Genomic DNA, 13323 nt, shown 5'->3' on the forward strand with positions numbered 1-13323 from the left:
TTTTGGGGGGGGATGGAAACTAGAGCGGGGGGTTTGGTGGGGGGGGGGGGGGGGGGGGGGGGGCCCCCCCCCCCCCCCCCCCCCCCCCCCCACTCCACTTTTGCACTCCCCGGGTGATGGGTAAGGTTAGGTTTGCCTCACCGACCAGTCGGGACGGCACCACTGATCGATCCCGGCGGGAGGTGAATCCGCGTGTACGTCTGCAGCTGTTTCGGGGTGACCGAAGCGCAGGTCAAGAAGCATGCGGAGGACGGAGCCTGCACCCCTCGCCAGATAGCGTCCGCCTGCAAGGCGGGCACGGACTGCGGTTCGTGCGTCCGCCGCATCCAGGCGATCCTCGGCCGGGGCGCCTGCCCCCGCCGCGAGCTGGCCGACCAGGGCCGCCCGGTGCTCTCCACTGATCTCTCGGACCTCTCGGAGTACGACGCGCTCGACGAAGCCGCCTGACTCAGCTGCTCTCGGGCTGCTCGATGATCTGCGAGATGTAGAGCGCCTCGCCGAGCTTCTCCACCAGGTCCAGCTGGGTGTCGAGGTAGTCGATGTGGTGCTCCTCGTCCTCCAGGATGGACTCGAAGATGTTCGCGGACGTGATGTCGCCCTTCTCGCGCATCACCTTGATCCCGCGCTTGAGACGGTCGATGGCCTCCACCTCGACCTGCTTGTCCGCCTCGAACATCTCCTTGACGGTCTGTCCCACCCGCACGTGGAAGAGCCGCTGGTAGTTGGGCAGCCCCTCCAGGAACAGAATCCGGTCGGTGAGCGTCTCGGCGTGCTTCATCTCGTCGAACGACTCGTGCCGGGTGTACTTCGCGAGCTTGTACCAGCCGAAGTTCTCCTGCATCTTCGCGTGCAGGAAGTACTGGTTGATCGCGGTGAGCTCACCCGTGAGCTGCTCGTTGAGGAATTCGATGACCTCGGGGTCGCCCTGCATCGCAGAGGCTCCTTCCACGGACTGGGGTGTTTGCGGCGCATGATTGCACCGGCATAGAAGATCGTCCAGTAAGTGCCTACTTAGTAAGTAAGGCCATGCTTGGCATCACTTGACCGATTTGATGATCTTTGCGGGGGCTGTGTGGTCAGGTGCACCACCTGTCGTCTGTCAGGATGGAAGGCATGGGTCATCCGGTGGAGCGTGCGTCGAGAGAAGCCGCGGAGTCCGGGCTTCCACCGGGACAGCGGCTGCAGCGCGGCTGGCCGGTCACCCACTACGGCCCGGTGCCCAAGTTCCGTCCGGAGCGCTGGGAGTTCAGGGTCTTCGGCGCCACCGCCGACGCGGGCCCGCACATCTGGAACCACGAGCAGTTCACGGCCCTGCCCTACGCCACCGTGGTCGCCGATCTGCACTGCGTGACGAAGTTCAGCATGCTGGGCGCCGAGTGGGGCGGGATCCCGGCGTGGACCCTCCTGGAGCTCGCTCCGCCCGCCCCCGATGTCACCCATGTGATGGTGTGGGCGGAGTACGGCTTCAGCTCCAACCTGCGCCTCACGGACTTCGCCACCGAGCGCACGATCTTCGCCACCCACAAGGACGGCGAACTCCTCACCGCCGAGCACGGCTTCCCGGTGCGCCTGGTCGTCCCCCAGCTGTACGCCTGGAAGGGCCCCAAGTGGGTCCGCGGCATCGAGTACATGACCGCCGACCGCCGCGGCTTCTGGGAGGAGCGCGGCTACCACAACCTCGGCGACCCCTGGAAGGAGCAGCGCTACTCCTACCAGGAGGGTCCCGGGGACGGTCCGGAGATCTGAGCTCTCAGTGGTGGTACCGGTGCACCACCGCGTGCCCCTTGCCCCGGCCGATCGTCCACTTGTTGACCGGGGTCGTCACCACGAACGCGATCACCAGCGAGACGGCCAGCGAGATCCAGAACAGCGCGTCGCCCAGCTGGGCGTCCATCGCGGCCGGCCAGACCAGGATCGTGCCGTTGTCGATCAGCTCCATCACGGCGATCGAGAGGGTGTCCGCCGCCAGCGCCACCCGCAGCGCGGTGCGCAGGTCGACGCCCGCCCTCAGCACCCCGCGCATGGTGAGCGAGTAGCCGAAGAAGAACGCCAGCACGATCGCCAGCAGGGTGGTCGGCAGGTTCCCCCAGCCGAAGGCCGTGCCGACGACCATGCCGAGCACCTCGCCGATGGCGCAGCCGGTGAGGCAGTGCAGGGTTGCCTGGACGGCCATGGCCCAGGAGGCGCCGGCGGGCCCGTGTGCGCCGTGCGGCCCGTGTGCTTCGTGGTGTGCATGAGGCTGTTCCGGTTGTGCGTGCTGTTCGTGCTGCTCGTGCTGCTCGTGAAGGGCGTGATCGTGGTCCATGGCTGATCCCCGGTGTCAGGTGCGGATCCCTCTTGAGATAACGACATGTATACCCCCCTGGGGTATTCCCGTGAAGGGTTCGGGCTCGTTCCGGTAACGGGCGGCACATTCCGTGCCCAGAGCGCTACGCTGAGATCCTTGCCTGGCGGGAGACGCGCCGGGCGGAGACGGATCCAAGGGGCCCTTGGGGTTCCGCTTGTGGTCCGGTTCGGGGGGCGAGCGGTCGGGGGACGACGGTGGGGCTGTTCGGAGAGCGGCATACCTTCATGGGCGGGCTCGGTCCGGGGGACCGGGAAGCACTGGCGGGCATCGGCACCCGGCACGAGTACCCGCCGTACGACACGGTCGTCGCGGAAGGCGACCGGACCACGTTCGCGGTGGTCCTGCTCAACGGCTGGTGCACGGTGTGGACGCCCACCGAACGCGGCGGCCGACTGATCCTGGCCCTGCGGCGGGCCGGTGAGGTCGTCGGCGACATGGCGGCGCTCGACGGCCGCCCGCGCAGCGCCTCGGTCAGCACTCTGGGCCCGGTCACCGGACTGGTCATACCCGGCGAGCGGTTCCGGCGGTTTCTGGCCGCCCGGCCGCACGCCAACGCGCTGATGACGGTCCAGCTCACCGAGCGGCTGCGCAGCGCGGACCACGAGCGCCGGGCCCTGGCCTCCATGACCGTGCTCCAGCGGCTCGCCGAGCGCCTGGTCGAACTCGCCGACCGCACCGGCCTGCGGGAGAACGAGGCCGTGACCATACGGCTGCCCCTCGCCCAGCACGAGCTGGCCGCCTCCGTGGGCTCCACCCGCGAGGCGGTCGCCAAGGCCCTGCGCCTGTTACGCGAACAGGGCCTGGTCCGCACCGGCCCCGGCACGCTGGCCGTCGCCGACCTGGACCCGCTCCGCCTGCTCGCCGCCGGACAACCACACGGCACGGAGACCTGACAAGCACCGAGTCCCGCGCTGTGTAAACGGCTACAGCGGCGACCGGCCGGCTCCGCGAGCATCACACCGGAGGCGCCGGTGGCCCGGCGGGACGGCAGGGAGGAGAAAACGATGGAGGGGGAAGCCGCGTACGGCTTCATCGTCAATGTGGACGCGCAGGGCTCGGGCCTGCTGTCCGACACCGAGAAACCCGAGATGCGGCGCAGACTCTACGACGTCACGGGCACCGCCTTCGAACAGGCCGGCATCCGCCCGCCGCGGCTCTACCAGGAAGACCGCGGCGACGGCATCCTCGGCGTACTGGCGCCCGACGTGCCGCCCGTCCGGGTCCTCGGCGAATGGGTGGAGCACCTCCACCAGAACCTCCGGGAGAGCAACCGGCACCTCCGGAATCCGCTGCGGCTGCGCGTCGGCCTGCACATCGGCCGGGTCACGGCCGACGCCCACGGCCGTTCCGGACGCGCCGTCGACCTCGCCTGCCGGCTGGCCGACTGCGGTGTCGCGAAGGCGATCCTCAAGGCCGCGGACGGCGCACCCATGGTGGTGGCCGCCTCCGACCGGGTGCACGAGGACTTCATCCTGCCCGGCGGGCGCTGGGTGGACCCCCAGCACTACCGCCGGCACGACGTGGACCTCAAGGAGGGCCGCACCACCGCCTGGTTCATGGTCCCCGGCCGGTCCCAGCCGCCCGAGCCGCCCGAAGAGCTGCGGCCGGACTCGACGGACGGGCCGGACGACCCGGGCGGGCCGGACGACTCGGGCGGCCCGTCGGGGGGCAACCCGCCGCAGCCGCCGGCCCCCAAGGACCCCGAGGGCGGCGTCGTCCAGACCATCCACCAGCACGGGACCGGCCGGATCGTGGTCGGCGGCACCATCGACACCATCAACTTCGGTGGTGACCAGTGAACGCGCAGAACCCCCCGCCGCCCCCGGGCGGCCCGAAACCCCAGCCGCAGCAACCGCAGCCGCAGCAGAAGGCCGAGCCGGACAAGCCGTCCGGCGCCGAGTCCGGCGGCGCACCCGAGCCGGAGAAGGCCGACGTCATCGGCGGCTCCGCCGCCAACCCGCTGGGCGAGGAGGCCCTGCCCGGCGCCGCGGCCGCCGCCTCCCGGATCTACCGCTCCGCCGTGAACCAGCACGGATCCGGCACCCTCATCAGCTCCGGATCCGTCGGCACCATGAACTTCTACGGCCGGCAGGCCGCGGAACGCCTGCTGGCCGGCCCGCTCCCGGAGGACGAACTGCGCAGGCTGCGCCGGGTCTTCCAGGAACCGGCGGACTACGGCGACTACCGCGAGCAACTGTGCGGCGGCCGCCTCCTGGTGCTGTACGGCCAGCCCGGCACCGGCCGCGCCTACACCGCCCTGTCCCTGCTCGACGACCTCACCCGCGGCCAGGTCTCCCGGCTCGACCCGCGCACCGACCTGGACCGGCTGGACGACGACCAGATCCACGACGGCCACGGCTACGCCCTGGAACCCAGCGCCACCGGACTGCCGGACGAGACCGGTCTCGACCGGCTCTGCGAACTGCTCGGCAGGAAGGAGGCGTACGCCGTCCTGCTGGCCACCCCCGAACCCGGTGACGTCCTCTCCCGCGGCGGCCGCTACTACCGCGTCCACACCCCGGCCGCCCAGACCGCCGTACTCGAAGGCCATCTCGCCCTCGAACTGGAGGCCTCGGGCCCCGAGCTGTACGAGCGGGCCCGGGCGACCGCCCTCGACCCGGACGTCCTGGAGGCGCGCGGACTCGACGAGTTACGGCCGGCGGAGGCCGCCCGCTTCGCGAGGCTCCTCGCCCGGCACACCAGGGACGAGCTCACCCACGACGAACTCCTCGCCGAGTGCCGGAAGTTCGCCGAGAGCCAGGCCGCCGAATGGTTCGCCGGCGGCATCCGCTCCGAGACCCCCGAGCGGCTGCGGGACGCGGCCTACCGGATCGCCGTCGCCGTCCTGGAGGGCGCCTCGCTCAGCGCCGTCGCCGAGGCCGCCGAGGTGCTCGCCTGGGAACTGGCCGTCACCGTCGACCCGGAGGCCACCCCCGGCCGGCCCCTGTTCAGCGACGGCGTCGACGCCCGGCTGGTCTCCGCCCGCGCGGTCGCCGAACTTGGCACCGAGGAGGTCGGCACCGAGGAAGTACCGGTCCGCACCGTCCGGTTCGGCGGCGAGGCCCTCGCCCCGGCCGTCCTCGGCCATCTGTGGCAGCACCGGCACAACGCGCGCGGACCGGTGCTGCGCTGGCTGGCCGGACTCTGCGAGGACACCCGGCCCCAGGTCTGGGTACGGGCCGCCGTGGCGGCCGGCCAGCTGTGCCGCCTCGACCTCTCGCACACCGTGCACGAACTGGTCCAGCCCATGGCCCAGTCCGAGCGGGCCCGCCGCCGGCTCTTCGCCGCGACCGTGCTCGACGTCGGCGTGCGCTCCCCGGAGGTCGGCACCGCCGTCCGCGCCCTGGCCGGCTCCTGGGCCCGGTACGGCGACGAGCAGCTGCGCTGGACCGCCGGGGCCGTGCTCGGCCGGGGCCGGGCCACGGACACCGTCCGCGAGTCGCTCGACCTGATCGGCGGGATCGGCGTCTGGGACGAGGGCAGACTGCGGGCCGACGCGGCCGTGCAGGTCGCCCACTTCGCCGGCGCCCACCCCGAGGCCCAGACCCTGCGCCGGATCCGCGCCTGGCTCTCCGACGAACGCCGGACCCAGCAGGACCTCGGCCTGCAGAGCACGGTCTATCTCGCCGCCGTCACCGTCGTCGACCTCTGGAACCAGCACGCGGACCTGGAGGGATACGGCGACTGGCCGCTGATGCTGGCCCTGGCCGCCGTCCGGCCCGCCCTCGCCCCGGAACTCGCCGGGCTCCTGTGGACCGCGCTCCAGACCCCACGGTCGTACGAGGCGGCGATCGAGACCCTCTCCGACTGGCTGCGCGACTCGGCCGACCAGCCCTGGGCCGACCGGCTGGAGCGGTTCCTGCCGCTCCTCGTGCACACCCACGACGACCGCAACCGGCTGCTCGGCCTGATCAAGGAACTGACCGAAGACCCCGACCAACCACTCAACGATCAGCAGGTCCGCCGCCTGTGGGGCGCGGTCCAGGGAGCGAGTACACCATGACGCACAACCAGTGGGGGCAGCCGTGGCCGCCCCAGGACGAGGAGTTCGTCCTTCCGCACGACCTCAGAGGCCCCTTCGTCCGCGAGTTCGCCCCGCAGACCACCTACCGGCACCGCAACAGCCAGGTCGCCTCGGTGCTCTACTACAAGAACGGCGGACACAGCGTCATCACCGTCCGCGGCGCCGAGCACCACAACAAGCCGCTGATGGGCAAGCCCACCTCGGTGTGCTGGATCGCCCGCGGCCAGCACCAGGTCTCCTTCCAGCTGGAACTGCCCACCCTCGGCGACCGCTCCCGGTTCCGGGCGGGCGCGGACGTCAACTGGGAGGTGCACGACTTCTACCAGGCCGCCGAGAAGCGCGTGGTCGACGTCGAGCGCATGCTGCGGCCCTCGCTGGAGGCCCGGCTGCGCGGACTCAGCCGCCGCTACAGCCTGGACTCGGCCCAGCAGGTCGACGAGGCGATCCAGGACGAGCTGGCCAGCGGCCGGTGGAGCGACTTCGGGGCAGATTTAGGCCTCGCCACCCAGGTGTTCGTCCGGATCGACCTCGGCCAGGCGGCCGCCGACCACCAGGCGCAGATGGTCGCGGTGGAGAAGGACAGCGTGGTCCAGGAGGCCATCGACAACGTCAACAAGGCGCGGATCACCGCCAACATCGACGACGCGCAGAAGCTGATCACGGCCGGCGAGACCGTCCAGTACGCCCATATGATCGCCTCGGACCCGAGCCGTGCGCACGAGATCCTCGGCGTGCTCCAGCAGCAGGCCCGCGAACAGCGCCAGGGCGCCCTGGACTATCTGACCAACCTGATCAACCAGGGCGTGGTGCAGCGCCACCAGATCGACGACCAGGTCCGGGCCCTCATCGACTTCAGCCGCACGGTCTCCACCGGAGTCTTCCCGAACGGCCTGCCGCAGGCCCCGACCTCGCTGCCGATACCGCCGATGCCGCCCGCGCCGCCGATGCTCCCGGCCGACGCGCCGCCGCCGGTCCCGCCCGCGCCGCCGGTACCCCCGGTGGACATCATCCCCGGAGAGGGCACGGGGGTGGAGGACGACTCCAGCCCCGAGGCGCGCCGATGACCCCAGCCGACCCCGACCCCGACGCCGCCGCGCACTATGTCGCCGAACGGCTGCTGCTGACCGTGCGCGAGGACCTGGGCAGGGCGGACGTGAAGGCGTCCGTCCTGCTGTCCGGCGCCGTGGCGGTACCCGCCCTGGTCCTCGGGCGCGGGCTGCCGCCCGGCGTCTCCGGGCCCGCCGTGGTGTTCCTCGCGGCGGGCGCGGCGCTGTGGGCGGCGGGCACCCTGCTGCTGCTCGCGGTGATCGTGCCCCGCACCCGTACGTTCCGCTCGGCACCGGGCCCGACCTTCTACGCCGACGCGCTCACCGCCACCGACCAGGAGGCGCTGCGCCGCGCCGCCGCCGAGGTCGGCGCGGACCGGGTGGGCTGGTTGCTCACCCAGTTCCAGGACGTCAGCGTCATCCTCTCGGCGAAGTACCGCTGGCTGCGCCGGTCGATGGCGCTGCTCGGGGTGGGACTGCTGCTTGCGGGGGTGCCGCTGGCGGTCGGCTGACCGGGCGCGGTCAGCCGTCGCGCAGCCGCTTGAGGCGCTCGACGTCCGCCGCGTGCCCCTCCTTGCCGCCGGGCGTCTCGATGACCAGCGGTACGCCCGCGGTCGCCGGATGGGTCATCAGCGCACGGAACGGATCCTCGCCGATGTGCCCGGCGCCGATGTTCTCGTGCCGGTCCTTGTGCGCGCCGGCGACATCCTTGGAGTCGTTGGCGTGGATCAGCTTGAGCCGGCCCTCGCCGACGGTGTCCACCAGCAGGTCGAGCGTCTGGTGCATCCCGCTCGGCCCGGTCAGGTCGTGCCCGGCGGCGAACACATGGCAGGTGTCCAGGCACACGCCCAGCTTGGGATGCGCGTCCAGCGCCTCGAAGTACGGCCCGAAGTCCCAGGTCCGCGAGCAGAGCGAGGCACCCTGCCCGGCGGTGGACTCCAGGAGCAGGAACGGGTCGTCGTCATGGGTCAGCTCGTCAAGGAGCGGCAGCAGATGTGTCCGTACCTGCTTCAGCGCCACCTCCCGGGGCCGCCCGCCGGTCGCGCTCCCGGTGTGCACCACCACCCCGAGCGCCCCGATCTCCCGCCCGCGCCGCAGCGAGTGCCGCAGCGACTCCACCGACCTCTCCACGGTCGCCTCGGTGTGCGAGCCGAAGTTGATCAGGTAGGGGGCGTGCACGTACGCCGGGACCGACCCCTCCGCGCAGGCCGCCCGGAACGCCTCGTCCTGCTTCGGGTTGCCCGCCGGGGTGGCCCAGCCGCGCGGGTTGGCGACGAAGACCTGCACGGTCTCGGCCTTCAGCTCACGGGCGTACGACAGCCCCACCGAGTGCAGGCCGCCGGCCACCGGGACATGACCGCCGACGGGGTTGCGGGGGAGAGGGGACGGGTGGCTCTTCACCCGTCCAGGGTGTCACGCCGCGGGCCGGCCCCGGTCACCGGATGGTGATCGTGATCGTCGACCCCTTGGGCGCCTGCTCCCCGGCGTCCACCGACTGCTGCTTCACGGTGTCACCGAACAGCCCGAGCAGCCCGCGGTCCTCCTTGACCTGGAAGCCGGACTGCTCCAGCAGCCTGGTCGCGTCGTCGACCGTGGCTCCGACCACGTCCGGCACCTCGACCATCTCCGGGCCCTTGGACAGCGTCAGCGTCACCGTGTCGCCCTCGGCGGCCCGCGCGTCGCCCACCGGGGTCTGCTGGGCCACCTGCCCCTGGTCGTACTCGGAGGTGACCTCGGTGGCCGACACGGTCACCTTCAGCCCGGCCTCCTGAAGTTCCTGCCGGGCGTCGTCCAGGTCGTCACCGGTGACATCCGGGACGTCCACCGGCGAACCCTTGCTGACGACCAGCGCGATCGCCGTCCCCGCGTGCCGCTCGGTCCCGGCACCCGGATCGCTGGAGATGACCGACCCCTTGGGCACGCTGTCGCTGAACTCCCGTGTCACCATGCCCGGTTCGAGCCCGGCTGCCTTCAGCAGCGCCCTGGCCCTCGCCTGCGTCCGCCCCTGCACGTCCGGCACCTTCACCGTCTCCGGGCCGTCCGAGATGGTGAGCGTCACCGAGTCGTTGCTGCGGATGCGCTTGCCGGCCGCCGGGTCGGTGCTGATCACCGTGCCCCGCTTGACCGTGTCGCTGTAGGCGTGCTCGACCTTCTTGATGTCGAGCCCGGCCTCCTTCAGCCGCGCGGTGGCCTGTGCCTCGGTTTTCGACAGCAGCGGCGGGACCTTGGTGAACTGCCCGGAGTTGATGTACCAGATCCCGGTGCCGGCACCGAAGAGGACCAGTACGGCGATGACGAGCGTGACCAGCCCGCGACGGGACCGGCGGCGGGCTCCGTGCCGCCGCTCCGGCACCGGCGGCGCCTCGAACCGGCTGGTCATCAGGACCCTGTCGGCCGGTTCGCTGACGGGCAGCGACCGCGGAATGACGCTGGTCCGGTCCTCGGCTATGTCATGCGCCTCGGAGACCGCCTGCGGCGGTACGGCGTCCAGCTGCTCGTCACGGAGGGCGGCCCGCGCCTGCCGCACCAGGGCCAGCAGCGCGACGGCGTCGTACGGCCGGACCTCCGGATCGCGGGCGGTGCCGTGGGCGACCAGCTCGTCCAGCTCGTGGGCCAGCCCGGGTACGGCGGCGGACGGCGGCGGCACGTCCTCGTGGAGATGCTTGTAGAGGATCACCGCGGGCGAGTCCGAGTCGTGCGGCTTCTCCCCGGTGAGCATCTCGTAGAGCACGACACCGCACGCGTACACGTCGACGCGGGGATCGGCGGCCCCGCTCTCGACCTGCTCGGGCGCGAGGTACGCCACGGTCCCCAGGACGGCGCCGGTCGTGTTGGTGACGCTGCCCACGGACCGCACCAGGCCGAAGTCGGCGACCTTGACCCGCCCGTCGTCCCCTATCAACACGTTCTCGGGCTTCATGTCCCGGTGCACGAACCCGGCGCGGTGCGCGGCACCCAGCGCGGCCAGCACCGGCTCCAGAATGTCCAGCGCGGCCCGCGGCTGCAGCGCGCCGCGCTCGCGCAGCACGTCACGCAGGGTGCACCCGGCGACGTACTCCATCGCGAGATACACGTACGGCCCGTCGGTCCCCTGGTCGAAGACCTGGACGACATTCGGGTGGGCCAGTCGGGCGACCGACTTGGCCTCCCGGATGAATCTCTCGACGAAGGACCCGTCGGCGGCGAGTGCCGGATGCATCACCTTGAGCGCGAGCACCCGGTCCAGCCGGACGTCCAGGGCCCGGTAGACCGTGGCCATCCCGCCGACGGCGATCCGCGCGTCGACGCGATAACGGCCGTCGAGCACCTGCCCGACGAGGGGGTCCTGAAGCGTCGTATCCACCCCGAGAGTGTACGAGCCCCGGCTGAAACCCCCACAGGTGAGACAGATTTCCCCACCGACTTGCAGCGCACCTGTAACGCAACGCGCCCCTCCGCGCGCCCCACAGCCCACCACCCACCCGGCAGGCCTGCCCCGTACGTCCCGCGGTCGCCGATGGTGTTCGGCCCCCACGGGAGAGTCCGGCTCTTCGGTCAACCATTCGGGTGGTGCGTGGGTGGGAGAGATGGCTGGGAGTGGGCCGGCGGTCAGAAGGCGGGGCGCTCGGGGTCCAGGGCGGCCCGGCCCTCCGTGGGGGACGACGGCTCGGCGAAGTGGCGGAAGGGGATCCGGCCGGCCAGCCGGGCCAGCCGTCCCGCCTCCACCCCGGCCCGCATGGCGGACGCCATCCGCTCGGGATCCTGCGCTCGCGTCACGGCGGACGCCAGCATCACCCCCGCACAGCCCAGCTCCATCGCCAGCGCCACGTCGGACGCCGTACCGGCCCCCGCGTCCAGGATCACCGGCACGCGCGCGTGCTCGACGATCAGCCGGAAGTTGTGCGGGTTGCGGATCCCGAGCCCGGATCCGATGGGCGACCCGAGCGGCATCACCGCGGCGCACCCGACGTCCTCCAGCTTCCGGGCCAGCACCGGATCGTCGTTGGTGTACGGCAGCACCGTGAACCCGTCGTCGACCAGCGTCTCCGCGGCGTCAAGGAGCTCGATCGGGTCGGGCAGCAGCGTCCGCTCGTCCGCGATCACCTCCAGCTTGACCAGCGAGGTGCCCAGCGCCTCCCGGGCCAGCCGGGCCGTCAGCACGGCCTCCCCGGCGGTGAAGCACCCCGCCGTGTTCGGCAGCACCCGGATCCCCAGCCGCTCCAGGACCGACAGCACGGACCCCCGTACCCCCGGATCCACCCGCCGCATCGCGACCGTCGTCAGCTCGGTTCCGGACGCGACCAGCGCCCGCTCCAGCACCTCCAGGCTGGGCGCACCCCCGGTCCCCATGATCAGCCGGGACGAGAAGGCCGTACCCCCGAGCACGAACGGATCGTCGGCCATGGCTCAGCCTCCCTGTACGGCGGTCAGGACTTCCACGCGGTCACCCTCGGTGAGCGCCGTACCCGGCCACTCCCCGCGTGGGACGACGGTCTCGTTGACCGCCGCGGCCACCCCGGACGGCGCGGCCGTGATCGACTTCACGAGCGTGTCGAGAGCCGTGCCCGGGGTGATCTCCCGGCGCTCCCCGTTGACGGAGATGTTCATGCGGTCTGCTCCAGGAGTGTGCCGGGGACGGGGCCGAAACGCTTCGGCGTGAACGGACGGGCCTCTTCCGGCAGCTCGCCGCCGGTCAGCAGCTCCGCCATCACGTCGCCCGTGACCGGCGTGAGCAGCACCCCGTTGCGGTGGTGGCCGGTGGCCAGCAGCAGTCCGTCGAGGCGGGTCGGCCCGAGCAGCGGCGCGTTGTCGGGGGAGCCGGGACGCAGCCCGGCCCGGGTCTCGGTCAGCGGCAGCTCGGTGATGCCGGGCACCAGTTCGTGCGCGTCGCGCAGCAGCTCGTACACGCCCCCCGCCGTGACCGTGGTGTCCCAGCCCAGCTCCTCGCTGGTCGCCCCGACGACCAACTCGCCGTTCTCCCTGGGCACCAGGTAGAGATGGCCGCCGCGCACCACGGCCCGTACGGTCCGGCTGAGGAACGGCGCGTACCGTGCGGGCACGGTCAGCCGCAGCACTTGCCCCTTCACGGGCCGCACCGGGGGCAGCACGTCCTCGGGCACCCCCGCCAGCCGCCCGCTCAGGCTCCCGGCGGCGAGCACGACCCGGTCCGCGCCCAGCGGGTCACCTGCGCGGGTGACGACACCGGCGGCCCGCTCGCGTACCACCTCCAGGCGCTCGGCCCAGTCGCGGTGGAAGACCACCCCGGCCCGTTCGCACGCGGCCACCAGGGCGGCCGCCAGCCGGCGCGGGTCGATCTGGTGGTCGCCGTCGACCCGCAGCCCGCCGCGCACACCCGGCGCGAGCATCGGCTCCAGGCGCCGGCACTCCCGCCCCGACAGCCACTCGGAGTCCAGCCCCGACTGCCGCTGGAGGGCGTGCAGCTCGCGCAGATGCGCGCGGTCATCGGCGTCCAGGGCGACCGCGAGTGTGCCGCAGCGCCGGTAGCCGAGGTCGTGGCCGGTCAGCTCGGTGAGCTCGGCGGCGAAGTCGGGATAGCGGCGGGCGGAGGCCAGGTTGAGTCCCAGCAGGGTCTGCTCGCCGTAGTGCAGTTCGGTGACCGCGGCCAGCATCCCCGCCGCGACCTGCGCGGCCCCGCCGCCGGGCTCCGGGTCGACCACGGCGGTGGCGAGCCCGCGCTGCGCGGACCGCCAGGCCGTGACCAGGCCGATGATGCCGCCCCCGATGACGAGGACGTCGGACGTATGTGCGGACATGGGCGTCCAGCCCCTCCCTTCGCCGGCATGACCCGGATCAGGTTCGTACGGTCGGAGGCCGCCAGCCTCCCTCTCAGCCCGGTGCGCCCGGGCTCCCGCGTGTGCTCACCGGCCACCCTAGACCGCGGGGCTCCGCCCTTGTAAGACGGCCTG

14 protein-coding genes and 1 riboswitch are annotated in these 13323 nt (G+C 72.1%); of the genes, 7 read left to right on the forward strand and 7 right to left on the reverse strand.

Features of this window, described 5'->3' with window-relative positions; all coding sequences use genetic code 11:
* Nucleotides 1-192: 192 nt before the first annotated feature.
* The gene (locus ACZ5K7_RS30100) at nt 193-447 is read left to right on the forward strand and encodes a (2Fe-2S)-binding protein (protein WP_351695350.1); all 255 of its coding nucleotides are present in this window, start codon (nt 193-195) and stop codon (nt 445-447) included.
* A gap of 1 nt (nt 448) precedes the next feature.
* Here ACZ5K7_RS30100 and bfr read toward each other — a convergent pair whose 3' ends face one another.
* Nucleotides 449-931 carry a bacterioferritin gene (gene bfr, locus ACZ5K7_RS30105; protein ID WP_351695347.1) on the reverse strand — a complete coding sequence of 161 codons (483 nt, stop codon included), beginning with the start codon at nt 929-931 and terminating at the stop codon, nt 449-451.
* Nucleotides 932-1113: 182 nt separating this feature from the next.
* On the opposite strand from bfr, the gene ACZ5K7_RS30110 reads away from it, so the two are divergent.
* Complete coding sequence (locus ACZ5K7_RS30110) at nt 1114-1746, forward strand: sulfite oxidase-like oxidoreductase (protein WP_351695345.1); 633 nt, start codon at nt 1114-1116, stop codon at nt 1744-1746.
* 4 nt (nt 1747-1750) lie between these two features.
* On the opposite strand, the gene ACZ5K7_RS30115 is transcribed toward ACZ5K7_RS30110, so the two are convergent.
* Nucleotides 1751-2305: a DUF4396 domain-containing protein gene (locus ACZ5K7_RS30115; protein ID WP_468918095.1), complete on the reverse strand. Its 555-nt coding sequence runs from the start codon at nt 2303-2305 to the stop codon at nt 1751-1753.
* Nucleotides 2306-2541: 236 nt separating this feature from the next.
* Between ACZ5K7_RS30115 and ACZ5K7_RS30120 the strand changes: the two genes are divergently transcribed.
* The 5 genes from ACZ5K7_RS30120 to ACZ5K7_RS30140 all read left to right on the forward strand — a co-directional run bounded on the left by ACZ5K7_RS30120 (nt 2542) and on the right by ACZ5K7_RS30140 (nt 7929).
* Nucleotides 2542-3240 carry a Crp/Fnr family transcriptional regulator gene (locus ACZ5K7_RS30120; RefSeq protein WP_351695341.1) on the forward strand — a complete coding sequence of 233 codons (699 nt, stop codon included), beginning with the start codon at nt 2542-2544 and terminating at the stop codon, nt 3238-3240.
* Nucleotides 3241-3351: 111 nt separating this feature from the next.
* Nucleotides 3352-4146, forward strand: coding sequence for a nucleotidyl cyclase domain-containing protein (locus ACZ5K7_RS30125; RefSeq protein WP_351695339.1), 795 nt, complete (start codon nt 3352-3354; stop codon nt 4144-4146).
* Nucleotides 4143-6350, forward strand: coding sequence for a hypothetical protein (locus ACZ5K7_RS30130; protein ID WP_468918100.1), 2208 nt, complete (start codon nt 4143-4145; stop codon nt 6348-6350). The genes ACZ5K7_RS30125 and ACZ5K7_RS30130 overlap by 4 nt, the downstream gene beginning before the upstream one ends.
* Complete coding sequence (locus ACZ5K7_RS30135; RefSeq protein WP_351695335.1) at nt 6347-7435, forward strand: hypothetical protein; 1089 nt, start codon at nt 6347-6349, stop codon at nt 7433-7435. Before ACZ5K7_RS30130 ends, ACZ5K7_RS30135 begins: the two co-directional genes overlap by 4 nt.
* A complete protein-coding gene (locus tag ACZ5K7_RS30140; protein WP_351695333.1) occupies nt 7432-7929 on the forward strand; it encodes a Pycsar system effector family protein in 498 nt (165 codons plus the stop codon). Before ACZ5K7_RS30135 ends, ACZ5K7_RS30140 begins: the two co-directional genes overlap by 4 nt.
* A gap of 10 nt (nt 7930-7939) precedes the next feature.
* On the opposite strand, the gene ACZ5K7_RS30145 is transcribed toward ACZ5K7_RS30140, so the two are convergent.
* The 5 genes from ACZ5K7_RS30145 to thiO form a co-directional block, all read right to left on the reverse strand.
* Complete coding sequence (locus ACZ5K7_RS30145) at nt 7940-8818, reverse strand: deoxyribonuclease IV (RefSeq protein WP_351695331.1); 879 nt, start codon at nt 8816-8818, stop codon at nt 7940-7942.
* Between the two features lie 34 nt (nt 8819-8852).
* Complete coding sequence (gene pknB / locus ACZ5K7_RS30150; RefSeq protein ID WP_468918104.1) at nt 8853-10760, reverse strand: Stk1 family PASTA domain-containing Ser/Thr kinase; 1908 nt, start codon at nt 10758-10760, stop codon at nt 8853-8855.
* Between the two features lie 245 nt (nt 10761-11005).
* A complete protein-coding gene (locus ACZ5K7_RS30155) occupies nt 11006-11800 on the reverse strand; it encodes a thiazole synthase (protein WP_351695327.1) in 795 nt (264 codons plus the stop codon).
* Nucleotides 11801-11803: 3 nt separating this feature from the next.
* Nucleotides 11804-12004 (reverse strand): sulfur carrier protein ThiS, encoded by a 201-nt coding sequence (gene thiS / locus ACZ5K7_RS30160; RefSeq protein WP_365798614.1) that lies wholly within the window; start codon nt 12002-12004, stop codon nt 11804-11806.
* Nucleotides 12001-13170: a glycine oxidase ThiO gene (gene thiO, locus ACZ5K7_RS30165; protein ID WP_351695323.1), complete on the reverse strand. Its 1170-nt coding sequence runs from the start codon at nt 13168-13170 to the stop codon at nt 12001-12003. Before thiO ends, thiS begins: the two co-directional genes overlap by 4 nt.
* Nucleotides 13168-13279: riboswitch (TPP riboswitch) on the reverse strand. It overlaps the preceding gene by 3 nt.
* Between the last annotated feature and the right edge of the window lie 44 nt (nt 13280-13323).

The sequence above is a fragment of the Streptomyces sp. NPDC031497 genome (assembly GCF_055580905.1).